18 protein-coding genes and 1 tRNA gene are annotated in these 25,216 nt (G+C 68.9%); 6 read left to right on the top strand and 13 right to left on the bottom strand.

What is annotated here, in order from left to right; translation table 11 throughout:
- Positions 1-90 precede the first annotated feature (90 nt).
- The 8 genes from glgX to MJ605_RS15150 all read right to left on the bottom strand — a co-directional run bounded on the left by glgX (position 91) and on the right by MJ605_RS15150 (position 13,431).
- Entirely contained in the window at positions 91-2,250 is a 2,160-nt protein-coding gene (gene glgX, locus MJ605_RS15185; RefSeq protein WP_243042388.1) for a glycogen debranching protein GlgX, read from the bottom strand.
- Positions 2,251-2,253: 3 nt separating this feature from the next.
- Positions 2,254-2,433 carry a DUF2934 domain-containing protein gene (locus tag MJ605_RS15180; protein ID WP_243042387.1) on the bottom strand — a complete coding sequence of 60 codons (180 nt, stop codon included), beginning with the start codon at positions 2,431-2,433 and terminating at the stop codon, positions 2,254-2,256.
- Positions 2,430-4,991 carry a malto-oligosyltrehalose synthase gene (gene treY, locus MJ605_RS15175; RefSeq protein WP_243042386.1) on the bottom strand — a complete coding sequence of 854 codons (2,562 nt, stop codon included), beginning with the start codon at positions 4,989-4,991 and terminating at the stop codon, positions 2,430-2,432. Before treY ends, MJ605_RS15180 begins: the two co-directional genes overlap by 4 nt.
- Positions 4,984-6,939, bottom strand: a complete 1,956-nt coding sequence (gene malQ / locus MJ605_RS15170) for a 4-alpha-glucanotransferase (protein WP_243042385.1) — start codon at positions 6,937-6,939, stop codon at positions 4,984-4,986. The genes treY and malQ overlap by 8 nt, the downstream gene beginning before the upstream one ends.
- Complete coding sequence (treZ, locus tag MJ605_RS15165) at positions 6,936-8,678, bottom strand: malto-oligosyltrehalose trehalohydrolase (protein WP_243042384.1); 1,743 nt, start codon at positions 8,676-8,678, stop codon at positions 6,936-6,938. Before treZ ends, malQ begins: the two co-directional genes overlap by 4 nt.
- Positions 8,678-10,876 (bottom strand): 1,4-alpha-glucan branching protein GlgB, encoded by a 2,199-nt coding sequence (gene glgB / locus MJ605_RS15160; RefSeq protein ID WP_243042383.1) that lies wholly within the window; start codon positions 10,874-10,876, stop codon positions 8,678-8,680. The genes treZ and glgB overlap by 1 nt, the downstream gene beginning before the upstream one ends.
- Positions 10,877-10,890: 14 nt before the next feature.
- Complete coding sequence (gene glgA, locus MJ605_RS15155; protein WP_243042382.1) at positions 10,891-12,366, bottom strand: glycogen synthase GlgA; 1,476 nt, start codon at positions 12,364-12,366, stop codon at positions 10,891-10,893.
- Between the two features lie 489 nt (positions 12,367-12,855).
- Positions 12,856-13,431 (bottom strand): TetR/AcrR family transcriptional regulator, encoded by a 576-nt coding sequence (locus MJ605_RS15150; protein ID WP_243042381.1) that lies wholly within the window; start codon positions 13,429-13,431, stop codon positions 12,856-12,858.
- A 149-nt stretch (positions 13,432-13,580) separates the two neighbouring features.
- Here MJ605_RS15150 and MJ605_RS15145 point away from each other — a divergent pair, with 149 nt between their 5' ends.
- The 3 genes from MJ605_RS15145 to MJ605_RS15135 are packed head-to-tail and all read left to right on the top strand — an operon-like array spanning position 13,581 to position 15,720.
- A complete protein-coding gene (locus MJ605_RS15145) occupies positions 13,581-14,315 on the top strand; it encodes an SDR family NAD(P)-dependent oxidoreductase (RefSeq protein WP_243042380.1) in 735 nt (244 codons plus the stop codon).
- A gap of 10 nt (positions 14,316-14,325) precedes the next feature.
- Positions 14,326-15,093 carry an SDR family NAD(P)-dependent oxidoreductase gene (locus MJ605_RS15140; protein ID WP_243042379.1) on the top strand — a complete coding sequence of 256 codons (768 nt, stop codon included), beginning with the start codon at positions 14,326-14,328 and terminating at the stop codon, positions 15,091-15,093.
- Between the two features lie 27 nt (positions 15,094-15,120).
- On the top strand, positions 15,121-15,720 hold the full coding sequence (locus tag MJ605_RS15135) for an NADPH-dependent F420 reductase (RefSeq protein ID WP_243042378.1): 600 nt from the start codon (positions 15,121-15,123) through the stop codon (positions 15,718-15,720).
- A gap of 130 nt (positions 15,721-15,850) precedes the next feature.
- Here the strand turns inward: MJ605_RS15135 and MJ605_RS15130 are convergent.
- Positions 15,851-15,925, bottom strand: a tRNA-Val gene (locus tag MJ605_RS15130).
- Positions 15,926-16,056: 131 nt separating this feature from the next.
- Between MJ605_RS15130 and MJ605_RS15125 the strand changes: the two genes are divergently transcribed.
- The gene (locus MJ605_RS15125; protein ID WP_243042377.1) at positions 16,057-16,398 is read left to right on the top strand and encodes a lipid-A-disaccharide synthase N-terminal domain-containing protein; all 342 of its coding nucleotides are present in this window, start codon (positions 16,057-16,059) and stop codon (positions 16,396-16,398) included.
- Between the two features lie 121 nt (positions 16,399-16,519).
- Here MJ605_RS15125 and metH read toward each other — a convergent pair whose 3' ends face one another.
- The 3 genes from metH to MJ605_RS15110 all read right to left on the bottom strand — a co-directional run bounded on the left by metH (position 16,520) and on the right by MJ605_RS15110 (position 21,378).
- Positions 16,520-19,204, bottom strand: coding sequence for a methionine synthase (metH, locus tag MJ605_RS15120; RefSeq protein WP_243042376.1), 2,685 nt, complete (start codon positions 19,202-19,204; stop codon positions 16,520-16,522).
- 145 nt (positions 19,205-19,349) lie between these two features.
- A complete protein-coding gene (locus tag MJ605_RS15115) occupies positions 19,350-20,429 on the bottom strand; it encodes a homocysteine S-methyltransferase family protein (protein ID WP_243042375.1) in 1,080 nt (359 codons plus the stop codon).
- Between the two features lie 22 nt (positions 20,430-20,451).
- Entirely contained in the window at positions 20,452-21,378 is a 927-nt protein-coding gene (locus tag MJ605_RS15110; RefSeq protein ID WP_243042374.1) for an ArsR/SmtB family transcription factor, read from the bottom strand.
- 264 nt (positions 21,379-21,642) lie between these two features.
- Here MJ605_RS15110 and MJ605_RS15105 point away from each other — a divergent pair, with 264 nt between their 5' ends.
- The gene (locus tag MJ605_RS15105; RefSeq protein ID WP_243042373.1) at positions 21,643-22,803 is read left to right on the top strand and encodes an acyl-CoA dehydrogenase family protein; all 1,161 of its coding nucleotides are present in this window, start codon (positions 21,643-21,645) and stop codon (positions 22,801-22,803) included.
- A gap of 301 nt (positions 22,804-23,104) precedes the next feature.
- Positions 23,105-24,049 carry a GGDEF domain-containing protein gene (locus MJ605_RS15100; protein ID WP_243042372.1) on the top strand — a complete coding sequence of 315 codons (945 nt, stop codon included), beginning with the start codon at positions 23,105-23,107 and terminating at the stop codon, positions 24,047-24,049.
- Positions 24,050-24,051: 2 nt separating this feature from the next.
- Here the strand turns inward: MJ605_RS15100 and MJ605_RS15095 are convergent, their stop codons facing one another.
- Entirely contained in the window at positions 24,052-25,110 is a 1,059-nt protein-coding gene (locus tag MJ605_RS15095; protein ID WP_243042371.1) for an FUSC family protein, read from the bottom strand.
- Positions 25,111-25,216 lie beyond the last annotated feature (106 nt).

Here is a 25,216-nt window from a genome sequence, read left to right as displayed (position 1 = left end):
GATTGGCGTCGAGTCTTAGTCGAGATACGTAAGGCGCTAAGGAAAAGGGAAATACGGCCCTTCGGCAGAACAAACAATGAAATCACCCGCCTAGCGAGGCACTCGCCCCACGCGCGCGCGCAGCAGGCACAGCGTGCGGGCGGGCAGGACGAGTTCCGCGTCGCCCGCGTGGCGCGAGCCGTTGGCCAGTTCCGGTTCGCTGGAAACCAGCAGTTGCCAGTCGTCCGCTCCCGGCGCGGGTGGCAGCTTGAACGCCATCGGGCCGGTGCCGGCATGGACCAGCAGCAACAGGCTGTATTCGCCGCCGGGCCGCCGGTTCGCGCTCTCGGCGGCGCGCCCGTCGAGCAGCATGGCGATGCTGCCGTTCGCCGGATCGTCCCAGTCCGCCTGTTCCATCGCCTCGCCCCGGGGCGTGAGCCAGGTGACGTCGCGCACGTCGCCGTGCCCGCCGGGGACGCCGGTCAGGAAGTGCTTGCGCCGGAGCAGCGGGTAGCGCTGCCTGAGCTTGAGCAGGTGCCGCACGTAGGCGGCAAGCTCGCTGCCCTGGGCGGCGGCCAGCCAGTCCAGCCAGGCCAGCTCGTTGTCCTGGCAGTAGGCGTTGTTGTTGCCGCCCTGCGTATGGCCGAACTCGTCGCCGGACAGCAGCATGGGCGTGCCTTGCGAAAGCAGCAGCGTGCCGAGCAGGTTGCGCTGCTGGCGGGCGCGCAGGGCCAGTATCGCGGGATCGTCGGTGGGGCCTTCGTGGCCGTGGTTGCAGCTGTAGTTGTAGTCGGGGCCGTCGTTGTTGTGTTCGCCGTTGGCTTCGTTGTGCTTCTCGTCGTAGCTCACCAGGTCGCTGAGCGTGAAGCCGTCGTGCGCGGTGATGAAGTTCACCGAGGCATGGGGACGCCGGCCGCGCCGGTCGAACAGGTCGGCCGAGCCGGTCAGCCGCGTGGCCAGCTCGGCGAGGCGGCCCTCGTCGCCGCGCCAGAAGGCGCGCACGGTATCGCGGAAGCGGTCGTTCCACTCGGCCCAGCCGGGCGGGAAGCCGCCAGCCTGGTAGCCGCCCGGCCCGAGGTCCCAGGGCTCGGCGATCAGCTTGAGGCGGGCGAGCGTCGGGTCCTGCCCGCAGACGTCGAGGAAGCCGCCGCCCTGGTCGAAGCCATGCCACTCGCGCGCGAGGATGGTGGCCAGGTCGAAGCGGAAGCCGTCCACGTGCATGTCGTTGGCCCAGTAGCGGAGCGAGTCGGTCACCAGCTGCAGCACGCGCGGATGGCTGAGGTTGAGCGTGTTGCCGGTGCCGGTGTCGTTGATGTACCGGCGCGGGTCCTCGGCCAGCCGGTAGTAGCTGCGGTTGTCGATGCCGCGCAGCGAAAGCGTCGGCCCCATCTCGTTGCCTTCGGCCGTGTGGTTGTAGACCACGTCGAGCAGCACCTCCAGCCCAGCGTCGTGGAAGTGCGCGATCATCTCCTTGAATTCGGACACCAGGCTGGTGGACATGTAGCGCGGCTGCGGCGCGAAGAAGGCCAGCGTGTTGTAGCCCCAGTAATTGCGCAGTCCCATGTCGAGCAGGTACTTGTCGTCGACGAACATGTGCACGGGCATCAGCTCGACGGAGGTGACGCCCAGGCCCTTGATGTAGTCCATCACCTCCTGCACGGCCAGGCCTGCGAAGGTGCCGCGCAGCTCCGGCGGCACGCGCGGGTGGCGCTTGGTGTAGCCGCGCACATGGGTCTCGTAGATGATCGTGTGGTCCCAGGGAATGCGCGGGCGGCTTTCCAGCCCCCAGGTGAAGGCCGGGTCGATCACGCGCGCCTTTGGCACGTACGGGGCGCTGTCGCGCTTGTCGAAGCTGAGGTCGCCGTCCGCGTGCCCGATCACGTAGCCGAACAGGGCCTCATGCCAGCGCAGCGCGCCGACGATCTGCTTGGCATAGGGGTCGAGCAGCAGCTTGTTCGGGTTGAAGCGGTGCCCGGCCCCGGGCTCGTACGGGCCATGCACGCGATAGCCGTAGACCTGCCCCGGCCGCGCGTCGGGCAGGTAGCCGTGCCAGACCTCGTCGGTGTGCTCGGGCAGGGTGATGCGCTCGGTCTCGCGGCCTTCGGCGTCGAACAGGCATAGCTCCACGCGCGTGGCATGGGCGGAGAACAGGGCGAAGTTGACGCCCAGGCCGTCCCAGGTGGCGCCCAGCGGAAAAGGCAGCCCCTCGCGGATGCGCGAGGGGCGGCGCGCGGGCTGGGGCGCGGCGTCATGCACATCGATGCCCTTCATGGATCACTCCTTCGGCGGCTCGTCCGGTGAGCGCTCGCCGTCTTCTGGCTCGCGGTCGCTGGCCTCGATCAGCCGCTCGGCGATGTGCCAGTGCCGCGTCTCCTGGCCTTGCGGGCGGCCTTCCGATTCCCAGATGCGATGGGCCATCTGGCGGATGCGTTCTTCACGATCGTCAGGGTTCATGGTTCCTCCGTCGAGGCGTGGCATACGGCGACCGGCCATTCGCCCAGCAGTTCGGACAATGGCCAGCCCTCGGCATCGGGAGCGCGCAGCGCGCGTTCGCCGAGCAGGTCGCGGTAATGCGCGGCGGCGGGCGGCAACAGCCGCGTATCGCGCCACGCATGCAGCGGCACGCGCGGCAGCGGCTGGCCGTCCATCCAGCGCATGCACAGGCGCGGCACCGCCACCAGCAGGGTGTCGCGGCCGTGATGGCGCAGGAAGGCCAGCACGTGGTCCGCCGCGGGACCATGCGCCGGCCAGGCCTGGTAGTCGCCGTGCAGGAAGGCGCCGGGCAGCGCGTGGCGCGCGGCGAGCAGGCGCGCCAGCAGGGCCTGCTTGATGGCACCGTCGCGGAATTGCCGCAGCAATTCCGGCAGCGGCGTCGATGACGCCAGGCGGCGGTGCCGCGCCGGGTAGTCCACCGGCCGGCGGTTGTCCGGATCCACCAGCGAGAGGTCCCAGTCCTCGTCGCCCTGGTAGAGATCGGGTATGCCAGGCAGGGTGTGGCGCAACGCCAGGCTCACCAGGCCGTTGAGTGCGCCGGGCGCGTCCAGCCCGTGTGCCGCGTCTGCGATGCGCTGGAGCGTGGGGGCCAGCCCGGCATCGCCTTCCAGCCGCTGCAGCAGGGTCATCGCGGCCTCTTCGTAGGCCTCGTCCGGGCGGGTCCAGCGCGTATGCAGCCGGGCTTCGCGCAAGGCCTTGATCCACCACGCGCGCATCCGCTCCAGGTAGCGGTGCAAACCTGTCGCGTCGTCGGCGTCGAGCGCCAGCGGCCAGGCGGCGACCAGCGTCTGCAGCAGCATGGCGATGTCGCCGGCGGCTACGCGTTCCCCGCAGGCATCGCGCAGCACCGGTAGCGATGTGGACAGCAGTTCCTGCCAGCGCTCCGGCCGTTCGCTCCACGCTGCCATGCGCGCGCGGACGTCCTCGCCGCGCTTGTGGTCGTGCGTGGCGGTGGCTACCAGGCTGCGTGGCGCGTGCGCGGCGCGCCATTGCATGTCGCGGTGGAAGGCTTCCGCATCGAGCGCGAACACCGAGGGATCGCTGCCCACCTCGTTGCGCGACAGCCACGCGCCATGGCGGTAGAACGCGGTGTCCTCCACCGCCTTGGCGGCCAGCGGCGCGGACAGCTGCTCGAACCGCTGCCGTGCCTGCCGCCAAGGGCAATGCGCATCCCGCTCGGGTGGCTCCATGCTCATCGCGTGGTGCAACCACTGCCGCAGTTCGCGGTCGTCCGGATGCCCGTCGCGCTCCGCCCGCGCGAAGGCGTGCGAGAGCACGCGGCGATCCTCCTTGCCGGGCGCCTGTGCACCGAGGTACGTGCGATAGACCGGCATGTGGACCAGCACGTCGGCACAGGCGCGGGCGAGCGCGGCATCGGTGTAATCGCCGCAGGTGGGCACCTCGCGCAGGCAGCCCTGCCAGGCACGCACGGTGCGTTCGAAGTCGCTGCGCAGGCCGCGGCGCAGCCATTGCCGCCGGGCAAGGCGTTCCTCGCGCGCGAACGAGGCGCGGCGGCCGCCAAGTTCGCGCCAGGTGCGCGCCAGCGGCGCCTGCGCCTGGCCGTCGTGCAGGATCGCGCTGAGCCGGTCCATCATGTCGTAGCCGGTGCTGCCGTCGACGGGCCACGCGTCGGGCAGCCGCTCGTCGCCACGCAGGATCTTCTCCACGTGCAGGCTGACCGGCGCGCTGCGCCGGCGGGCGATCGGCGCGATCGCGTTGCGCAGGTGGACGAGGTAGCGCGTGGGATCGGCCAGTCCGTCGATGTGGTCGATGCGCAGGCCGTCGACCATGCCGGTGGCCAGCAGCCGCAGCGGCAGCGCATGCACGGCGTCGAAGGCTTCCTCGCAGGCCATGTCCAGCGCCGCCAGGCCGTCGATGTCGAAGAAGCGCCGGTAGTTCACCACGTCGCTGCTGCTGCGCCACCAGGCCAGGCGGTAGTGCTGGCGCTCCAGCAGTGCGCGCATGCCGTCCGCGGTGGCGGCATTGAGTGCGTCGAGGCTGCCCTCGGCCAGCGGCAGGCGCCAGTCGGCATGGCACAGCACTGGCGCCCGCGCGTCGTCGCATTCCACGCGGAGCCCGCCGTGCGCGATCACTTCATCCAGCGGCGCCGGCAGCCAGGGCAGCCAGAGGCGGCCCGGCGAGGCGGGCGAGGCCCAGTCGATGTCGAAGTAACGTGCGTAGCGACTGTCCGGGCCGCGCAGCAGCACGTCGCGCCACCAGGGATTCGCCGGATCGGCCGCCATGTGGTTGGGCACGATGTCCAGGATCGCGCCCATGCCGTGCTCGTGCAGCGCCTCGGCCAGGGCACGCAGGCCGGTCTCGCCGCCGAGTTCCTTGCGCACCATGGTCGGATCGGTGACGTCGTAGCCGTGCGTGGAGCCCACGCGCGCCTCGGCGATAGGCGACAGGTACAGGTGGCTGATGCCGAGGCGGCGGTAATAGGGCACCTGCCGCAGCGCCGCCCAGAAATCGAAGCCGGGGTGGAGCTGGATGCGGACGGTGGCCAGCAGCTCAGGCATCGGCGTGCGTCCGGCGATGGCGGGCGATCCAGCGCAGGGTGGCGTCCAGCCTGGGCAGCCGCCAGCTCAGGCGGCGCCGCCAGTTCGGGTACTGGCTGGGCACGGTGCCGGGCAAGTTGGGTTGCAGGCGTTCGGCCAATACGTCCTCCAGCGGAAACAGCGCCAGCGCCGAGGCGCTCTCGGCCACCGCGCGCAGGGCGGCCTGGCGCGGCGAGCGCGCGGGAAATGACTGGAGCAGGCGGTCGAGCTTGGCCATGTCGTGCTGGCGCTGCTTGCGCGCGTCGGCGAGCGTGCCCCCATTCCAGCCATGCACGCGGGCCAGCGCATCCAGGTCGGTGCCCGCGCGCCAGCCGGCCAGCGGCGGCAGGTCGTGGGTGCTGCTCATCGCCACGGCGTGGCGGCGCCATTGCGCGGGCGGAACGAAGCCGCCCTGCGCATCGCGCGTGAACGGCAGCACGTCCATGCCATACACGCCGTGCCCGGCCAGCACCTGGCGAAGATCCGCCGGAACGGTGCCGAGATCCTCTCCGATCACCAGGCAGCGATGCCGCCAGGAAGCCAACGCAAGCAGGCCCAGCAGGTCGTGCTGCGGATAGCGCACGTAGCCGCCCTCGCGCGGCGACATGCCGCCGGGAATGAGCCACAGCCGCGACCAGCCGAGGATGTGGTCGATGCGCAGCCCGCCGCCGCGCGGCATCATGCGCCCCAGCCATTCGCGCACGGGGGCGTAGCCGCTGCGCCGCAGGGCGGCGGGCGAATACGCGGCCAGTCCCCAGTCCTGGCCGTCGGGGTTGAATGCGTCGGGCGGCGCGCCGATGTGCGCGCCTTCCACCACCAGTTCACGATACCGCCATGCCTCGCTGCCGCCCGGCTCGAAGCCGGCGGCGAGATCCCACACCAGGCCGATGCGCTGTCCCGCCGCGCGCAGTTGCGCCTGCGTGTCGTCCCAGCAGCGCGCGGCCAGCCATTGCAGGAACAGTTCGCGTTCGACCGCGGTGGCATGCCGCCCGGCGAAGGCTGCCATCTCGGCGTGCCGCCCGTCGCGCCAGGCATGGCCCCAGTGGCGCCAGTCGGGACTTTCGCCGCGGGTGCGGGCCAGCCGCTGGTGCGCGGCGAAGATCGCATGGAGGCGCAGGGAGTCGCCGCCGTCCGCGATGAAGTCGGCCAGGGCGCGTTGCAGCGCGCCCTGGCCTGCGTAGCGCTGCACGAGGTGGTCCCAGGCTTGCTGGCGCATGGCGTCCTGCGCGGGCCAGTCGATCAGCGGCCGGCGTTCGGCGCGCGCCCAGGCCGGCGTCTGCCCGCCGTGTTCCAGGGCCTCGTGCAGCGCCTCGGTGCCCAGCACCTGCGCGGGCGCGATCTGCAGCGTATCCAGCCAAGCGCGATGCGAGGGGGCATAGGGGCTGAAGTCCGCCGTCGGCGGGCTCATGGCGTGCAGCGGGCTCAGGCCCACCGCATCGCCGCCCGCTGCGGCGATGTGGCGGCCCAGCGCGGCCACGGCCTGGCTGTCGCCCAGGCCGCCGTCGCCGGGGCGCCGCAGGCCGTACACCTGGGCGGTGACGCCCCAGGCGCGATCGGCCGGTCCGGGCAGGTCGGCCGCCGTGAAGCATCGCGGCGGTGCCACCGCGAGCATGCCGTCCCCTGGCAAGCCTCCCAACTGGTAATGGCCGGGCTGTCCGGGCGCGCGCACGCGGCCTTGCGCATCGCGCGCCAGCGGCACGTGGCGCCGGGTGTCCAGGCAATACGCCTCGCGGGCCGAGCATGCGGGCGGCAGCGCCGCGCCGGCGGTCGCCACGCGCAGCCCAGGCTGTGCGGACGGGGCGTGGCTTTCCAGCACCTGCAGCAAGGCGTCGATGGTCTCCGGCGACAGCTCGCGTGGCTGGCCCTGGGCATCGGTCCACGACACCTCGATGCCGGCATCGCGGGCGCGTTGCTGCAAGGGCCTGTTCATGGCGGCTCATGCCAGGCGGCCAGGCTGGCGGGGGGCAGTTCGTCGTCGAGCAGGTCCTCCCGCGCGGCTTCCAGGTGGATGCGCACGGCATAGCGGCCCGGACGGTAGCGCAGCGCCGTGTCGCCCGCATTGAAGGCGAGCGACCAGGTCGCACCGTCGCCCAGGCGCCAGCGGGCGGCCAGCGCCCGTTCGCCCAGCGGCATGCAACCCATCGCGCGGCAGCCCGGCAGGCCCGGCACCAGGTGCTGCATGCGCAGGTCGATGAGGTGGCGGAACCACTGGCGCGTGCGCGCGGCCTCCTCGGCGTCGCCGCCGCGGAGACGGGAGGCATCGAAGGTGGCGCGCTCGTTGGGATCGGGTAGGGCGGCGCGGCGCGCCGGCTCCGCGAAGCCGGCGAATGCGGCGAATTCGGCGCGCCGGCCCTCGCGCACCTGTGCCGCCAAGGTGCCGTGGTAGTCGGTGAAGTACAGGAACGGCGTGTCGCACGCCCATTCGTCGCCCATGAAGAACATCGGGATCATCGGGCACAGCGCCACCAGCGCCATCGCCGCGCGCCACCGCTCGCGCGCCACCAGGGTGACCAGGCGCTCGCCGAGCGGCCGGTTGCCGACCTGGTCGTGGTTCTGCAGGAACAGCACGAACGACTCGGGCGGCAACATGCCGCTGGGATGGCCGCGCCGGCGTCCCCGCAGGTCGCGCTGGCCCTGGAACACGAAGCCCTCGGCCAGCATGCGCATGACGTGTTCGAGCGGGCGGCGCGCGAAGTCGGCGTAATAGCCTTCGCTCTCGCCGGTGAGCAACGCGTGCAGCGCGTTGTGGCCGTCGTCGTTCCATTGCGCGGTATAGCCCGCGCCGAGCAGGCGCGCGTCGTTGCGTTCGTTCTCCAGCAACAGGTGCACATGCCTGTCCGCCGGCAGACGCGAGCGGACGCGGTCGGCGAAGCCGCGCAGGAACGACGCTGGATGGATGGTGTGCACGGCGTCCAGCCGCAGCCCGTCGAAACGGTAGTCGCGCAGCCACATCAGCGCATTGTCGATGCAGAACTCGCGCACGCGCGGACGCCGATAATCGATGGCCGGGCCCCACGGCGTGGGAATGTCGGTGCGGAAGAATCCCGGGGCATAGCGCGGCAGATCGTTGCCGCTGGGCCCCAGGTGGTTGTACACCACGTCCAGCAGCACCATCATGCCCAGCCCGTGCGCGGTGTCGACCAGGGTCTTGAGTTCCTCGGGCGAGCCGTAGCTGGCTTCCGGCGCATACGGCAGCACGCCGTCGTAGCCCCAGTTGCGCGATCCGGGGAACTCGCCCAGCGGCATCAGTTCGACGGCGGTATAGCCGGCGTCGCGCAGGGCGGGCAATTGGCGCGTCACCGCCGCGAAGCCGCCCAGGCAGCCGACGTGCAATTCGCAGATCACCGCCTCGTGCCAGGGACGCCCGCGCCATGCCGGGTGGGACCATGCGTGGTCTCCATGGTCGATCACCAGGCTGGGACCGTGCACGTCGCCCAACTGCGCGCGCGAGGCCGGATCGGGCACCGCCGCCTCGCCATCGATCAGGAAGCGATAGGCCGCACCCGGGGCAGCGGGCGCGCGCCGCGCGAACATTCCATGGCGCAAGGCACGCATCGGCAGTGTCTCGCCGTCGAGCAGCAGGGCCACCGTGCGTGCGGCCGGCGCCCACAGGCGAAATTCGGTGGTGCCATCCGCCTGTGGCCACGCGCCCCAGCTCGCGGCCGCCATCAGGCATCCTCCGCGCGGAGGATCAGGGTGGCCAGCGGCGGCAGCCTCAGCGTCAGCGATTGCGCGTAGCCATGGCTGGGCTGGGGCAGGGTGGACACCACGCCGCCGTTGCCGACGTTGGAGCCGCCGTAGAACGCGCTGTCCGTATTGCACAGCTCGCGCCATCGCCCCGGCTCGGGCACGCCCACGCGGTAGTCGTCGCGCGGCTGCGGGGTGAAGTTGCTGACGGCGAGCATGGGCGGCGCGCCTTCATTGCCGTAACGCACGAAGGCATACACGGACTGCATGGCGTCGTCGGCCACGATCCAGGCGAAGCCGCGCGGGTGGTCGTCCTCCTGGTGCAGGGCCGGTTCGTTCACCAGCAGGCGGTTGAGGTCGGCGACCAGCCGGCGCACGCCTTCGTGCATGGGATCGTCGCGCAAGCTCCAGTCGAGCTGGCCGTCGTGGTCCCATTCGCGCCAGGCCGCCAGCTCGTCGCCCATGAAAAGCAGCTTCTTGCCGGGGTGCGCCCACATGAAGCCGAAGTAGGCGCGGAGATTGGCGAAGCGCTGCCAGGCATCGCCGGGCATGCGCTGCAGCAGCGAGCCCTTGCCGTACACCACCTCGTCGTGCGAGAGCGCGAGGATGAAGCGCTCGGCATACGCATAGGTCATCCCGAACGTCAGGTCGTGATGGTGGAAGCGGCGGTAGATCGGGTTGCGGCGCAGGTAGCGCAGGCTGTCGTGCATCCAGCCCATGTTCCATTTGTAGGTGAAGCCGAGGCCGCCATCCTGCAGGCGCGCGGTGACGCCGGGCCAGGCGGTGGATTCCTCGGCGATCGTCAGCACGCCCGGATATTGTTCGGCGACCAGGCGGTTCAGTTCGCGCAGCAGGCCGATGGCTTCGAGGTTCTCGCGGCCGCCGTGATGGTTGGGAATCCACTGCCCCTCGCCGCGGCTGTAGTCGCGATAGAGCATGCTGGCAACCGCGTCGATGCGCAGGCCATCGACGTGGAAGCGGTCGATCCAGGACAGGGCGCTGCCGATCAGGTACTGCGCCACCTCGCGGCGGCCGTAGTTGTAGATCAGCGTGTGCCAGTCCTGGTGGAAGCCTTCCCGCGGGTCCGCATGCTCGTACAGCGCGGTGCCGTCGAAACGGGCCAGGCCATGCGGGTCGTCGGGGAAATGCGCGCCTACCCAGTCCACGATGATGCCCAGGCCGGCCACGTGGCAGGAATCCACGAAGCGCGCGAAGGCTTCCGGGTTGCCCAGCCGCGCGGTGGGCGCGTAGATGCCCAGCGGCTGGTAGCCCCACGAGCCGCCGAACGGATGCTCGCTTACCGGCAGCAGTTCGATATGGGTGAATCCCAGTTCCTGCACGTAGGGGATCAATTCCCTGGCCAGTTCGTCCCAGTCGGGAGGGGCGCCCTCGTGGTGATGGCGCCAGGAGGTGGCATGCACTTCATAGATGGAAAGCGGCGCGTCGCGGCGCTGGTGGCTGGCGCGCTGCGCCAGCCAATGCGTGTCGTGCCACTTGACCGACAGCGGCCCGGCCACGATCGACGCCGACGCCGGCGGGTGTTCCATCCGCAGCGCATACGGGTCCGCCTTGAGCGGCAGCAGGCTGCGCTTGCCGTCGAGCAGCTCGTACTTGTAGCGCGCCCCCGCTTCCGCGCCGGGGATGAAGATCTCCCACACGCCCGCGCGGTGGCGCAGCCGCATCACGTGCCGGCGCCCGTCCCAGCCGTTGAAGTCGCCGACCACCGAGACGCGGTGCGCATTCGGCGCCCATACGGCGAAACGCACGCCGTCCACGCCGTCCAGCGTCATGGGATGCGCGCCGAGGTGCGATTCCGGACGGTGCAGGCGGCCCTCGTGGAACGCCTGCAACGTCGCCTCGTCCAGCAGCGGCGCAAAGGCATAGGGATCGAGCAGGCGCTGGCTGGCTTTCTCCCACTGCACATGCAGCGCGTAGCGGCCCGGCGCTTCGTCGGCCGTGGCGACGAACACGCCATCGGCTGCTTCGGCGGCGGTGCCCCAAAGGCTGCCGTCCATGCGCATCACTTCCACGCGGCGCGCGAACGGCAGGCATGCCCGTACCACCCAGCCGCGCGGTGTGCGATGCGGCCCCAGCCAGGCGAAGGGGTCCGGATGATCGCCTACCGCGATGCGCGCCAGCTGGGCGGCCTCGGCGCTTTCCCGCGATGGCGCAACGTCCATGCGTGTCACCATGGTCAGGCCGCCGCGCGCCGCGCCGCCGCCTTCGCGTATAACGCACTGTACTGGCGTGCCGGCCCCTCCCAGTCGTGCCGCTGGGCCATGGCCGCGCAGCGCATGGCGTCGAGCAGTTCCGGCTCGCCGTAGATGCGGAACGCGCGCTGCAGGGCCTGGCGCAGGTCGGCGGCGCGCGGCTGCGCGAAGAGCAGGCCGGTAACGCCGTTCTCGATGGTGTCCACCAGGCCGCCCGTCGCGTGCGCGATGGGCAGGCTGCCGTAGGTCTGCGCATACATCTGGCTCAGCCCGCACGGCTCGAACCGCGACGGCATCAGCAGGAAGTCGGAACCGGCGAACATGCGCCGCGCCAGCGGTTCGCTGAAGCCGATGCAGGCGGCGACGCGGCCGCGGAAGCGCCGCGCGAGCCGCATGACCGCCGCCTCCATGTCCGCATCGCCGCTGCCGATGATGGCCAATTGCCCGCCGGCCGAGACGATCTGCGGACCGACCTCGCACACCAGGTCGATGCCTTTCTGCGCGACCATGCGCGCCACGAAGCTGAAGATCGGCCCCTCGTGGTCGTCCAGTCCCAGCTCATGCCGGAGCTGCATGCGCGCACGCTGGCAGATGGATCTCGGGTCCCCGTCGCCATCCGCCGGTAGGGCCGGATCGGTGGCCAGGTTCCAACTGCCGTCGATGCCGTTGGTGATCCCCGTCAGCCTGCCCTGCGAGGCCCGCCGCGATAGCAGCGTGTGCAGTCCCATGCCGTGCGTGGGCGTGGTGATCTGCTCGGCGTAGGTGGCGCTGACCGTGGTCAGCAGGTCCGCATGCATGAGCCCGGCATGCAGGAAGGAAATCTGCCCGTGGTAATCGGCGTCGCTGGAGCGCGCCGGGATGCCGAGGTTGGCGCGGCAGGACGCTGGGAACAGCCCCTGGTGGGCCAGGTTGTGGATGGTCAGCACCGAGGGCGTGCGGCAGCCGCTCCACCGCAGGTAGGAAGAGGCGAGCGCGGTGGGCCAGTCGTTGAGGTGGAGCAGGTCCGGGCACCAGTCGATGCCGGTGGCGCCCATCGCCATCTGCGCCGCCGCCATCGAGAGCAGGGCGAAGCGGGTGGCGTTGTCGCTCCAGTCCACGCCGGTGGGCCCGACGTAGGGCGAGCCGACGCGCTCGAACAGCGACGGCTGCCGCAGCACGTAGACATCGAGTCCGTCCCCAGTGCGCGCATGCCCGATACGGGCGGCGGGCAGGCCCGCGAAGGGCCGTGTTGAACCGACCCAGCGCAGGCTGCGGCAGCGCTCCAGCACCGCGGGATAACCGGGGATCAGCACGCGGATGTCGTGCCAGCGGGCGAGCGCGCGCGGCAGCGCCGCCGAGACGTCGCCCAGCCCGCCGGTCTTGACGAAGTCGGTCATCTCGGTGGTGACGAACAGGGCGCTGCCCTGGCCATGCCGCGGACGGGCAGGCCGGTTGGGACGGCGCTCCGGTATGCGTCGCATCGTCCCCTGGACGGCGGCGGGAGTTCGGAACGGGGTGGCGTGGGTCATGGCGCAGGGTTCTCGCACCGGTGTGCCGCATCCAGGCGACAACCGGTTTCCGTGGAAGTAGGAGCGCAGCCCGGATGCTCAAAGGGAGTGCCGAGGGCTGCGCGGTGCTGAACCCGACGCTAGGAGTTGAGGCATCAAGTGAACGTATAAGCCAGCCATAGGGAGCGTTAGTGCATGCGCATGGCTTGATGCACGCGCGCGCGACCGGCACGTCGTCGGCAACATGGCCAGCCTCGGCGTCAGGCGCCCTGCCGGCATGGACCGCGACAAGCGGCTGGTCGGCATCGTGTCCTTGAGCATCATCGCCCTGCTGGGCGAGCAGGGTGCCAGGGACACCCTTGCTGGGCGGGGTCGCCAGGGCCCATCGACGGATGGCCGACACCGCGGGGGCAGCCTGTTGCCACAGCCACGAAAACGCAGGCAACGATGCGTTGCGCTCTGTTACGTCGCCTTCCTGGCATCCTGGCCAGGCCGACTTGTCAGGATGGCGCTCGTAATGAGATGAACCAGATGATCGGCCCGTGGCGCGAATGAGGGTTGGTCGACCGCCCAGCCGAGCGCCGTTATCAGGGCGAACAGATCGTCCCCATTCATATCGGCGCGCGCCGTTCCCTCGTCCTGGGCACGGCGCAGCAGTCGCGCGCCTGCCGAGTGCACCGCCTCGCACGAGGCATAAAGGGCGGAGTCCGGGTTCGTGTGGGCGGCCGCCATCATGGCGACGACGCCCTTATAGCCTTGCGCGAAGGCCACCAATGCTCGAAACCAGGTAAGAAGTGCTTCGTCAGCCGGAGCCGACGCTTCGAGTTCGTCTGCCTTCCGCGTCAATGCGTCCAGATGGGTACACAGCAACGCTTCGAACAAGGCTTCCCGCGTGGGGAAATGACGAAGCAGCGTGGCCAACCCGACGCCGGCCCGGCGGGCAATATCGCGCATCGACGCGTCGGCACCATGCTCGGTGACGACATCGCGCGCGACCGTGAGGATTTGACTGCGATTCTTTTTTGCGTCGGCTCGCATGACTACCTTGACAAGCGGATCACTGGTCCATATATTCGGATCAGTGATCCATTTGATCGACTTGGGATCTGGATCAGTGATCCAAAAGATACAGCCTCCTTGTGTCCATGGGAACAGGGAGCCGTCCGACACAATCAAAGGTGACAGTCATGGGAAAGCTCGAAGGTAAGGTCGCGGTCATCACCGGTGGCGCTACCGGCATCGGCCGCGCCGCGGCAAAGCGGTTCATCGAGGAGGGCGCTTTCGTCTTTATCTTCGGTCGCCGGCAGGAAGCGCTCGACGCCGCCGTGGCCGACCTTGGGCCCAAGGCCCGTGCGGTGAAGGGCTCGGTCTCCGATCTGGCCGACCTAGACCGGCTCTATGCGGCGGTGAAGTCCGAGCATGGAACCCTCGACATCGTCTTCGCCAATGCCGGGGCGGGAAGCCCGCTTCGGCTCGGCGAGATCACCGCCGAGCACATTGACGAAATCTTCGACACCAACGTGAAGGGTTCGATCTTCACGGTCCAGAAGGCACTGCCCCTGATGGGCCAGGGCGGCTCGATCATCCTGACCGGATCGAGCGCCGGCACCACGGGCGCCCCGGCATTCAGCGCCTACAGCGCGAGCAAGGCGGCCGTGCGCAACCTCGCACGGACCTGGGCGGAGGACCTGAAGGGCACCGGCATCCGGGTCAACGTGCTGTCGCCCGGGCCGACGGCGACCGAGCTGGCGAAGCAAGCGCTGGGCGAGGAAGGCGTGAAAGCCTTCGGCTCGATGACTCCACTCCGGCGCATGGCCGACCCGGCTGAAATCGGGGCGGTGGCCGCCTTTCTCGCGTCGCCGGACAGCAGCTTCATGACCGCCAGCGAGGTCGCCGTCGATGGCGGCCTGGCCCAAATCTGAGAAAAATCGAATGGCACAATCACTGAATGGCAAAACCGCTCTCGTTACCGGGGCATCGCGGGGCATTGGCCGCGCCATCGCCGAACGTCTGGCAAAGGAGGGTGCGACGGTCGCGCTGACCTACAACGCCAGCAAAGCCGGCGCGGACGAGGTGGTCGCGGCCATCGGGAAAGCGGGAGGCGCGGCATTCGCGATCCACGCGGACCTCGTTGACCCGGCGACCGTCCCGTCCCTGTTCGAGAGACTCGACGACGAGTTCACCACGCGGAACGGAAGCAAAGCGCTCGACATCCTGGTCAACAACGCCGGCAATTCCGGCTGGGTCGGCTTCAAGGACGCGACGCCGGACAGTTGGGACACCCTGATGGCGGTCTATGCCCGCGCGCCCTTCTTCATCGTCCAGGCCGCCCTGGATCGTCTCGCCGATGGCGGGCGCATCATCAACATCTCTTCCGCCGCCGCCACGAAACCCGTGACAGCCGCGCCCGTCTACTCGATGGCCAAGGCGGCCATCAACAACCTGACCCAAGCGCTCGCGTCCGAGCTGGGGCCGCGCGGAATCACCGTGAATGCCGTAGCGCCGGGCTACACCCGAACGGACGTGAACGCCGCCCTCCGGGAGAATCCCGAACTCGTCAAGGCGGTCGAGGCCGAAATCGCGCTGGGACGCTTTGGCGAGCCTTCGGAAATCGCCGCCGTCGTGGCGTTCCTGGCTTCCGATGATGGCCACTGGGTGACCGGCCAGACGATCGAGGCGAGCGGCGGCTACAAGCTCTGACCGCATCGAAAAACCGAAGGAGAACATATGAGCTACGCCATCATCGGCTTCGGCAAGATCGGCCACGCGCTTGCCAAGGCGTTTGCCCGCAACGGTATCGAAGTATCCGTGGCAACCACGCGCGACCCGGCCAGCTTTGCCTCCGATGCGGCCGCGATCGGACCTACGATCATTCCCAGAACCTTGGCGGAAGCCGCCAAGGCGGACATCATCTTTTTGGCCGTCCGCTTCGAGTCGCACCCGGAGGTCGCGCAGGCGCTGCCCAACTGGAAGGGAAAGACCATCGTCGACGCGATGAACACGTTGGCCCCGCTCGGGGAACTGGATGGTCTCCCGTCCTCTGCCGTCGTCGCGAAGGCGTTCGCCGGAGCCAGGCTGGTGAAAGGCTTCAACCACCTGGTCGCTGCCGTCCTTGAGCAGGATCCGGCCGTGCATGGTGGCAGGAGGGTCGTATTCCTGGCGAGCGACGATGACGCCGCCGCCGCGGAGATCGGTGCGCTTGCGGAAAATCTCGGTTTCGCGCCGATCCAGCTTGGCAAGCTTTCGGAAGGTGGACTGCTTGTGCACGCGCGCGGCAATAGCTGGGGTCACCTGATCTTCAAGGACCTGGTCAAGTTCGACCCATGAACCCTGGCCGCAAATTTCGAAGCGATCCTGCCCATTCAGCAGGACGGGGCGTCATGGAACGGCCCGGCTCCCAAGGGTTTGAATGAAACGAAAAAGGCCACCCTGGAGGTGGCCTTTTTGCTGAGCTTGTTGGTGGGCGATGCAAGGATCGAACTTGCGACACCTGCCGTGTGAAGGCAGTGCTCTACCGCTGAGCTAATCGCCCGCCGAGCGCGCAAATATACGGGGTGCCGGATGCCAGGTCAAGCCTTGGGGGGCGGCAAAGCCGGGGCTTGGCAGTTGGCTGAAAGGTGGACGCGTACAATACCCGGTTTCCCCGTCATTCGGTCGCCGGCCATGGACCTGCTGCAGCATGAACTCAACCATATCCTCGAGGCCCTGCACCGCTTCGAGTTCACGCCCTGGAAGATGGTGGGTTACCTGGGCTCGGTGATGTTCACCAGCCGCTGGTTCGTGCAGTTGTACTACACCCGCAAGCTCGGCCGCGTGGTGATGCCGCTGTCGTTCTGGTGGCTGTCGGTGGTCGGCAGCGCGTTGCTGCTGTCCTACTTCATCTTCGGCAAGAACGACTCGGTGGGCATCCTGTCGAATTTCTTCCCGGCCTTCGTGTCGATCTACAACCTCGTCGTGCACATGCGCGAGGTACGGCGCCGCTCGCTGGTGGAAAGCGAAGTCTGAGCAATCACGCATCTGCTCTTCCTGTGGGAGCTTTGCTGTGGGAGCGCACTTTGTGCGCGACGGCCGCACGCCATCGCTCCGCAGGCTTGTCGCGCACAGGGTGCGCTCCCGCAAGAGCGGGTCAATCCGGGTCGTAGTCGAGATTGGGCGCCAGCCAGCGCTCGGCTTCCTCGCGGGTCCAGCCCTTGCGCTTGGCATAGTCCTCGACCTGTTCGCGGGTGAGCCGGCCCACCACGAAGTACTGGCTGTCCGGGTGCGAGAAATACCAGCCTGACACAGCGGCCGTGGGGTACATGGCGAAGCCGTCGGTCAAAGCGATGCCGGTGCGGGCGGTGGCGTCCAGCAGGCGGAACAGCGTGGCCTTTTCGGTGTGGTCCGGGCACGCCGGGTAGCCGGGCGCTGGACGGATGCCGCGGTAGGCCTCCTCGATCAGCGCCGCGTTGTCCAGCGTCTCGTCCGGCGCATAGCCCCAGAATTCGCGGCGCACTCGCTGGTGCAGGCGTTCGGCGAAGGCTTCCGCCAGGCGGTCGGCCAGGGCCTTGAGCAGGATCGCCGAGTAATCGTCGTGCGCGGCCTCGAAGCGCGCGACATGCGCATCGATGCCGACGCCGGCGGTGACGGCGAAGCCGCCGACCCAGTCGTGCTTGCCGGCGCTCTTGGGCGCGATGAAGTCGGACAGGCAGAAGTCCGGGCGCTCGACCGGCTTGTCGGCCTGCTGGCGCAGGTGATGCAGCACGGCGGCGCTGCCGTCCTCCTGCCGGATCTCGATATCGTCGCCCACGGAGGCGGCGGGCCAGAAGCCGATCACGCCGCGCGCGGTGAGCCACTTCTCGGCAATGAGCGTGTCCAGCATGGCCTGGGCATCGTCGAACAGCTCGCGTGCCTGCTTGCCCACGATCTCGTCGTCGAGGATGGCCGGATAACGCCCGGCCAGTTCCCAGGCGTTGAAGAACGGCGACCAGTCGATATACGCACGCAGTTCGGCAAGGTCGTAGTCGTCGAACACGGTGAGGCCGGGCTGGCTCGGCTGGGGTGGTTCGTAGCCGGCCCAGTCGGTGGTGAAGCGCTGGGCGCGGGCCTTCGACAGCGGCACCAGCGGCTTGCCGCTGCCGCGCTGGCGATGGCGCTCGCGCACTTCGGCGTATTCGGCGCGCACCTTGGCGATGAAGGTGTCCACAAGGTCCTTGCTGACCAGCGACTGGGCGACGCCGACCGCGCGCGAGGCGTCCTTCACCCATACGGTGGGTGACTTGTAGTGCGGCTCGATCTTCAGCGCCGTATGCGCGCGCGAGGTGGTGGCGCCGCCGATCATCAGCGGGATGGAGAAGTTCTGCCGCTGCATCTCGCGCGCCACCTGGCTCATTTCCTCCAGCGAGGGCGTGATGAGGCCGGACAGGCCGATGATGTCGGCGTTCTCGGCGATGGCGGTATCCAGGATCTTCTGCGTGGGTACCATAACGCCGAGATCCACTACGTCGAAGTTGTTGCAGCGGAGCACCACGCCGACGATGTTCTTGCCGATATCGTGCACGTCGCCCTTGACCGTGGCCATGACGATCTTGCCGTTGGACTTGCCGGCATCGCCCGTGCGCGCCTTCTCTTCCTCGATGTAGGGGATGAGATGCGCCACCGCCTTCTTCATCACGCGGGCGGACTTGACCACTTGCGGCAGGAACATCTTGCCGGCGCCGAACAGGTCGCCGACCACGTTCATGCCGTCCATCAGCGGGCCTTCGATCACGTCCAGCGGGCGCTTGGTCTCCCGGCGGGCGGCTTCGGTGTCCTCGACCACGTACTGGTCGATGCCATGCACCAGCGCGTGGCTGAGGCGCTCGCGCACCGGCTTCTCGCGCCAGGCCAGGTTCTCGACGACCACCTCGCCCTTCTTCGCCTTGTACCTGTCGGCGATCTCCAGCAAGCGTTCGGTGGCGTCCGCACGGCGGTTGAGCACCACGTCCTCGACGCGCTCGCGCAGTTCGGCCGGCACGTCGTCATAGATCATCAGCGCGCCGGCGTTGACGATGCCCATGTCCATGCCCGCCTTGATGGCGTGGTAGAGGAATACCGAATGGATCGCCTCGCGCACCGTGTTGTTGCCGCGGAACGAGAACGACACGTTGGAGACGCCGCCGGAGATGTGGGAATCCGGGAAGCGGCGCTTGATCTCGCGGGTGGCCTCGATGAAGTCCACCGCGTAGTTGTTGTGCTCATCGATGCCGGTGGCGATGGCGAAGATGTTGGGATCGAAGATGATGTCCTCGGGCGGGAAGTCGAGCCTGCTGGTGAGCAGTTCGTAGGCGCGCGAACAGATCTCGACCTTGCGCGCGCAGGTGTCGGCCTGGCCCTGTTCGTCGAAGGCCATCACCACCACGGCGGCGCCGTACTGCTGCACCTTGCGGGCGTGCTCCAGGAACACGTCCTCGCCCTCCTTCATCGAGATGGAGTTGACGATGCCCTTGCCCTGCAGGCAACGCAGGCCGGCCTCGATCACGCTCCACTTGGAGGAGTCGACCATCACCGGCACGCGGGCGATGTCCGGTTCGGCCGCGATCAGGTTGAGGAAGCGCGTCATCGCCGCCTCCGAATCGATCAGGCCCTCGTCCATGTTCACGTCGATGATCTGCGCGCCGCTGGCCACCTGCTGGCGCGCCACGTCCACCGCTTCCTCGTAGCGCTCTTCCTTGATCAGCTTGCGGAACTGCGCCGAGCCGGTGACGTTGGTGCGCTCGCCGACGTTGACGAACAACAGGTCGGGCGTGAGCACCAGCGGTTCGAGGCCGGCGAGTCGGGTGTAGCGAGGCATCATGTGTTGTCCTCCTCTCCCCGGCGGGGAGAGGATCGAGGTGAGGGGGCAGGGCTGGCGATGGAATTCATCCGGGCGCGCATGAAGGGGAGCGCGAGGCCAGGTTGACCCCTCGCCCCAGCCCTCTCCCCGGAAGGGAGAGGGAGTTTCATGCAGCCTCCTGCCGCTCGGCGGGCAGCCTGCGCGGCGCGACGTCGTGCACCGCCTCGGCGATGGCCTTGATATGCGCGGGCGTGGTGCCGCAGCAGCCGCCGACCAGGTTCAGCAGGCCATCGCGGGCGAAGCCGCCGATCACGGTGGCCATGTGCTCCGGCGTCTCGTCGTACTCGCCGAAGGCATTGGGCAGGCCGGCGTTGGGATGCGTGCTGACGAAGCAGGTGGCCACGTTGGCCAGGGTCTGCACGTGCGGGCGCAGGTCGGCCGCGCCGAGCGCACAGTTGAGGCCCACCGAGAGCGGCCGCGCGTGCTGCACGGAGTAGTAGAACGCCTCGGCGGTCTGGCCCGAGAGGGTGCGGCCGGAACGGTCGGTGATGGTGCCGGAGATCATCACCGGCAGGCGCGCGCCGCGCTGGCGGAACAATTCGCTCAGCGCGTACAGCGCGGCCTTGGCGTTCAAGGTGTCGAAGATGGTCTCGACCATGATGAGGTCGGCGCCGCCGTCCATCAGGCCGCCGGCCGATTCGGTGTAGTTGCCCACCAGCTCCTCGAAGGTGACGTTGCGGAAGCCCGGGTCGTTGACGTCCGGCGACAGCGAGGCGGTGCGGCTGGTGGGGCCGAGCACGCCGATCACGAAGCGCGGCTTGCCGGGCGTCCTGGCTTCCCATGCGTCGCAGGCGGCGCGGGCCAGGCGGGCGCCTTCCAGGTTCAGCTCATAGGCCAGGTGTTCCAGGTGGTAGTCGGCCTGGCTGATACGGGTGGAATTGAAGGTGTTGGTCTCGATCAGGTCCGCGCCGGCTTCGAGATAGGCCTCGTGCACGCCACGGATGATGTCCGGGTTGGTCAGCGTGAGCAGGTCGTTGTTGCCCTTGAGGTCGCAACTGCCCGGATGGTCGTGCGCGTGCGCGCTGTCGTGGCCATCCACGAAGCGCTCGCCACGGAAGGCGGTCTCGTCCAGCGCATGGCGCTGCAGCATGGTGCCCATGCCGCCGTCGAGGATCAGGATGCGTTCGCGCAGCCCGCTTTCCAGTAGGGCGACGCGCTCGGGATGCAGCCAGGGAAGCGTGCTCATGGAATGTCTCGCTTGGAATGCTTCAGGGTTTGCGTGCGAGCAGGCTGATCACTTCGAAATGCGGCGCCTTGCGCTCGCGGCTCAGGCGCGTGCAGCTGAGGACATCCAGTCCGGCGGCCTCGGCGAAGCCGCGCAGTTCGTTGGCGGCGAAGCCCAGGTTGCGATGGTCGAACGGCTCCACCACCGCGCGGTGGTCGTGCTTGCCCAGCGTCACCGCCAGCAGGCGGCCGCCGCTGCGCAGGCGGCTGGCGGCCTCGGCCACCGCCTTGGCGGGGTGTTCGGCGTAAGTGAGGGCGTGCTGCATCAGTACAAGGTCGAAGCGGCGATCGCCCAGCTCCAGCGCATGCATGTCGCCACGGCGCACTTCCACGTTGGAGAAGGACTTGAGGCGCTGGGTGGCCGCTTCCACCACGCGCTCGCTGCTGTCCACGCAGACGATGGAATGCGCGTGCGGCGCCAGCAACTCGGCGGTGATGCCGTCGCCGGAGGCGATGTCCAGTACGTCGCCGGTTTCCAGCAACTGCAGCAGGGAGCGCGCCAGGGTCTCCCAGGTGCGGCCGGGCGAGTAGTGGCGTTCCATGTCGCCTGCTACCGTGTCGGCCCAGCCAGCTTCCCGTGCGCGCTGGGACAGCACGCCGGGCAGGCGGTCGGCATCCTCGCGCAACAGGGCGTCGTCGATGCCCTCGCGCAGCGAGCCGAGCAGCGAGCGCAGGTGCTCGTCGGTCTCGCCGTTGGCGCGGTAGTAGGCTGAAACGCCCGCGCGGCGGTCGCGCACCAGGTCGGCTTCCTTGAGCTTGGCCAGGTGGGTGGACACGCGTGGCTGGGCCAGGTGGAGCACGGCGGCCAGCTCGGCCACGGTCAGCTCCTCGCGCTCCAGCAGGGCGAGCAGGCGCACGCGGGTGGGATCCGCGAGCAGGCGCAGCACGCTGGAAGCGGTGGCCAGATCCATCAGGCATCCTTATATCGCGATACAGAGATGCAATAGGCTAGGCCTGGCCGCACGGCGCGTCAAGTTCCAGGGTTTCCCTATGGTCTCCCTGTAGGAGCGCACCCAGTGCGCGACCGCGGCGTTGAAGCGTGGCAGCGGTCGCGCACTGGGTGCGCTCCTACAAAAAGCGGGCAAAGCACGGCAGCGCCGTGCTGCACCCGCACAGAGGCTTTGGGCGGGGCGGGCTAAAATGTCCGGCTTCCTCCTTTCCCCTTGGAGCCGTTCATGGATTTCCGCTTTACCGAAGACCAGCTGTCCATCCAGGCGATCGCCCGTGACTTCGCGCAGAAGCGCATCGTGCCGGTGGCGGCGGAACTGGACGCCAAGGGCGAGTTCCCGCTGGACAACATCCGCGAGATGGGCCAGCTCGGCCTGATGGGCATCGAGGTGCCGGTCGAGTATGGCGGCGCCGGCATGGACCCGATCGCCTACGTGCTGGCGATGATCGAGATCGCCGCGGCCGACGCCGCCACCGCCACCGTCATGTCGGTCAACAACTCACTGTTCTGCAACGGCATCCTCAAGCACGGCACGGAAGAGCAGAAGCAGAAGTACGTGCGTGCCATCGCGCAGGGCGAGGCGATCGGCGCTTACGCGCTGACCGAGCCGCAGTCCGGCTCCGACGCCTCGGCCATGCATACCCGCGCCACCCGGAACGCGGATGGCGACTGGGTCATCAACGGCAAGAAGAGCTGGATCACCTCCGGCCCGGTGGCGCGCTACATCATCCTGTTCGCCATCACCACGCCGGGCATCGGCGCCAAGGGCGTGTCGGCCTTCATCGTCGACACCCAGCTGCCCGGCTTCCATGCCGGCAAGAGCGAGCCCAAGCTGGGCATCCGCGCCTCGGCCACCTGCGAGATCGAGTTCTCCGACTACGTGCTGCCGAAGGAAAACCTGCTGGGCGAGGAGGGCAAGGGCTTCGCCATCGCCATGGGCGTGTTGGACGCCGGCCGTATCGGCATCGCCTCGCAGGCGGTGGGTATCGGCCGCGCCGCCTACGAGGCGACGCTGCAATGGGTGCGCGACCGCAAGGCGTTTGGCCATCCGATCGGCAGCTTCCAGATGACTCAGGCCAAGATCGCCGACATGAAGTGCCGGCTGGACGCGGCCACGCTGCTGACCCTGCGCGCGGCCTGGACCAAGGGCGAGGCGGAAAGGAACGGCGGCCGCTTCGGCACCGAGGCCTCGGTGGCCAAGCTCACCGCGTCCGAGGCGGCGATGTGGATCGCCCACCAGGCCGTGCAGATCCACGGCGGCATGGGTTATTCCAAGGAACTGCCGCTGGAGCGTTATTTCCGCGATGCCAAGATCACCGAGATCTACGAAGGCACCAGCGAGATCCAGCGCATCGTGATCGCCCGCGCGGAAACCGGCCTGCGCTGAACTCTACTTAATGTGGGAGCGCACCCTGTGCGCGACAAACCTACGGAGCGGCAACGCCGTAGCGCCGCAGTCGCGCACAGGGTGCGCTCCCACAGCGGAGGCAACCACCGACGGCACTTGGTGGGCGACGACGCGCGCGGTTTCGTCAAGGCGCGTCGGGAACTGACCGAGGAGGGCTACGTCGATTTCATGCGGTCACACTTCCGCACCGCGCAGGGCGCGCCGGCGTGGCGTTTGGCGCCCGGGGCACGATGGTTGCTTGGCATCGCGGGATAACCCTTCATCCCGAGCCGACGCCCTCATGTCCGATACCGAAGCAAAGCTGGAAGACGAAAGCATGGTCTACAAGACCCTGCTGGAATCCACCAAGGCCATTCCCTGGCGTATCCACTGGGACAGCGCGACCTTCTCCTATATCGGTCCCCAGATCGAGGCCCTGCTCGGCTGGGAACCGGCCAGCTGGGCCAGCGTGCAGGACTGGGCCGACCGCATCCATCCCGAGGACCGCGAGTGGGCGGTGAACTTCTGCGTGGCCCAATCCCAGGCCGGCGTCGACCACGAGGCGGACTACCGGGCCCTGTGCAAGGACGGCAGCTACGTGTGGATCCGCGACGTGGTGCACGTGGTGCGTCGTGAGGATGGCAGCGTGGAGGCGCTGGTCGGCTTCATGTTCGACATCAGCGAACGCAAGCGCACCGAGCAGCGCCTGATCGAGCTGCAGCGCGAGCTGGAGGCGCTGTCGTTCAAGGACGGCCTCACCGACATCGCCAACCGCCGGCGCTTCGACGCGGTGTTCGATGAGGACTGGGACGCCGCCCGGCGCAGCGGCCAGCCGCTGTCGCTGCTCATGCTCGATATCGACTACTTCAAGCAGTACAACGACCACTACGGCCACGTGCAGGGCGACTACTGCCTGAAGATGGTGGCCAAGGCGCTGGAGAAGGCGGTGCGCCGCACGCACGATTTCCTGGCGCGCTTCGGCGGCGAGGAATTCGTGCTGGTGCTGCCCGAGACCGACGCGGCCGCCGCGCGACGGGTCGCCGTGCGCTGCCAGGAGCTGATGGCGCAGGAGTGGATACCGCACGAGCGCTCGATGGCGGGCAAGGCGATCACGCTCAGTATCGGCGTGGGCACGGTCGTGCCGATGCCCAGCGACGACCGCCTGGCCTTCCTGGAACTGGTCGATCGCCGCCTCTACCAGGCCAAGCAGCGCGGCCGCAATACCGTGGTCAGCGCCGACGGCTGACGTCAGGCGCGCGCTGGCGGCGCGTCTGTGTCGCGCAGCGGCAGGATCAGGCGTGCCGCCAACAGCCCCAGCGCGCCGCCGAGCAGCGTCTGCCAGATGCGCGCGCTGAGCAGCGCCACGGAATGCTCGCCCGAGGCGGCGAGCGTCACGATCAGGGTGAAGGCGAACGCCGCGCAGGCGACGTCGTAGCGCTCGGGCAAGGCCATGGCGTAGATCACCATGGCCAGTGCGGCCAGCGTCCAGATCACCAGCGGCGCATGTTCGGCCAGCGGCAGGCAGGCCAGTCCGAGCGGCACGCCGACCAGGGTGCCGACGATGCGGCGGCGCACGCGCTGCGCGGTGCCGGTGGCGCTGCCGGCCACGACGTAAGTGCATGCGGTGATGGCCCAGGCCGATTCGCGCAGCTCGAATCGCGCATTGAGCGCCACCACGACCAGCGAGGCGAAGGCGGCCTGTATGCCCATGACGAGCGGCGCTGAAAGATGCCGGCGGCCCATGCCCACCGGCGACAGCGCGGCGACCTCGGCCGGACGCTCGGCGGGCCCGGACAGCAGGCGCGGCACGATGGACGCCACGGCGGCGATGCCGCCCGCCGCCAGGATGGCCGGCCAGTCCGTCGCCTCGGGCTGCATGCCGTAGGCCAGCAACTGGCCGATGTAGACCTGCGAGCCCAGGCCCGCGCCCAGCATGCCGTAGCGCTTGAGATAGCTGGCCAGGAAGGCGCCGCTCACCAGCACCAGCTCAGGAACGCCCCTGCCCAGCGGGGCCAGCACGGGCGATAGCAGGGCCTGCGCCAGCGAACCCAGCGTCGCGGCCAGGCAGAGCAGGGCAAGATCACGGCTGGATTGGGGCCGCGAGTGGCCCGCCTCCGACACGCTGGCCCACAAGGCGAAGCCCGCCGCCAGCGAGCCCACGGAAAGCGTGGTGTCGAAGGTGTGCGCCACGTCGTGCAGCGAACCAAGCGCCGCCGCGATGCCATAGGCAGTGACCAGCCGCAGCCCCTTGATCCGGCGATGCGTGCCGGGATCGATCCGTGCCAGCCAGTCGACGAATGGGCGCATGGAAGGCTCAAGCCGGGAAAGGGGGCCATTATGGGCGCATCGGTGACCCGGGTGCTTCTGGGCCTGCCCGAAGTCGCCGTGTGACCACAAGCTCTCTCCCTGCCCC

Origin of the sequence: Dyella sedimenti (assembly GCF_022760995.1) — a bacterium.
In the GTDB taxonomy this organism is placed as follows: domain Bacteria; phylum Pseudomonadota; class Gammaproteobacteria; order Xanthomonadales; family Rhodanobacteraceae; genus Dyella; species Dyella sedimenti.
Note: the sequence above shows the minus strand (reverse complement) of the source record. Positions and strands in the feature narration are given on the sequence as shown.

What these genes read in the sequence shown, in the direction of transcription:
- treY (WP_243042386.1), bottom strand. Translation starts at nt 4,991, where the DNA reads ATGCCTGAGCTGCTGGCCACCGTCCGCATCCAGCTCCACCCCGGCTTC.
- metH (WP_243042376.1), bottom strand. Translation starts at nt 19,204, where the DNA reads ATGATGCCTCGCTACACCCGACTCGCCGGCCTCGAACCGCTGGTGCTC.
- malQ (WP_243042385.1), bottom strand. Translation starts at nt 6,939, where the DNA reads ATGAACAGGCCCTTGCAGCAACGCGCCCGCGATGCCGGCATCGAGGTG.
- MJ605_RS15180 (WP_243042387.1), bottom strand. Translation starts at nt 2,433, where the DNA reads ATGAACCCTGACGATCGTGAAGAACGCATCCGCCAGATGGCCCATCGC.
- MJ605_RS15105 (WP_243042373.1), top strand. Translation starts at nt 21,643, where the DNA reads ATGGATTTCCGCTTTACCGAAGACCAGCTGTCCATCCAGGCGATCGCC.
- glgA (WP_243042382.1), bottom strand. Translation starts at nt 12,366, where the DNA reads ATGCGACGCATACCGGAGCGCCGTCCCAACCGGCCTGCCCGTCCGCGG.
- MJ605_RS15150 (WP_243042381.1), bottom strand. Translation starts at nt 13,431, where the DNA reads ATGCGAGCCGACGCAAAAAAGAATCGCAGTCAAATCCTCACGGTCGCG.
- glgX (WP_243042388.1), bottom strand. Translation starts at nt 2,250, where the DNA reads ATGAAGGGCATCGATGTGCATGACGCCGCGCCCCAGCCCGCGCGCCGC.
- MJ605_RS15140 (WP_243042379.1), top strand. Translation starts at nt 14,326, where the DNA reads ATGGCACAATCACTGAATGGCAAAACCGCTCTCGTTACCGGGGCATCG.
- MJ605_RS15095 (WP_243042371.1), bottom strand. Translation starts at nt 25,110, where the DNA reads ATGCGCCCATTCGTCGACTGGCTGGCACGGATCGATCCCGGCACGCAT.
- glgB (WP_243042383.1), bottom strand. Translation starts at nt 10,876, where the DNA reads ATGGACGTTGCGCCATCGCGGGAAAGCGCCGAGGCCGCCCAGCTGGCG.
- MJ605_RS15115 (WP_243042375.1), bottom strand. Translation starts at nt 20,429, where the DNA reads ATGAGCACGCTTCCCTGGCTGCATCCCGAGCGCGTCGCCCTACTGGAA.
- MJ605_RS15100 (WP_243042372.1), top strand. Translation starts at nt 23,105, where the DNA reads ATGTCCGATACCGAAGCAAAGCTGGAAGACGAAAGCATGGTCTACAAG.
- MJ605_RS15110 (WP_243042374.1), bottom strand. Translation starts at nt 21,378, where the DNA reads ATGGATCTGGCCACCGCTTCCAGCGTGCTGCGCCTGCTCGCGGATCCC.
- treZ (WP_243042384.1), bottom strand. Translation starts at nt 8,678, where the DNA reads ATGGCGGCCGCGAGCTGGGGCGCGTGGCCACAGGCGGATGGCACCACC.
- MJ605_RS15125 (WP_243042377.1), top strand. Translation starts at nt 16,057, where the DNA reads ATGGACCTGCTGCAGCATGAACTCAACCATATCCTCGAGGCCCTGCAC.
- MJ605_RS15145 (WP_243042380.1), top strand. Translation starts at nt 13,581, where the DNA reads ATGGGAAAGCTCGAAGGTAAGGTCGCGGTCATCACCGGTGGCGCTACC.
- MJ605_RS15135 (WP_243042378.1), top strand. Translation starts at nt 15,121, where the DNA reads ATGAGCTACGCCATCATCGGCTTCGGCAAGATCGGCCACGCGCTTGCC.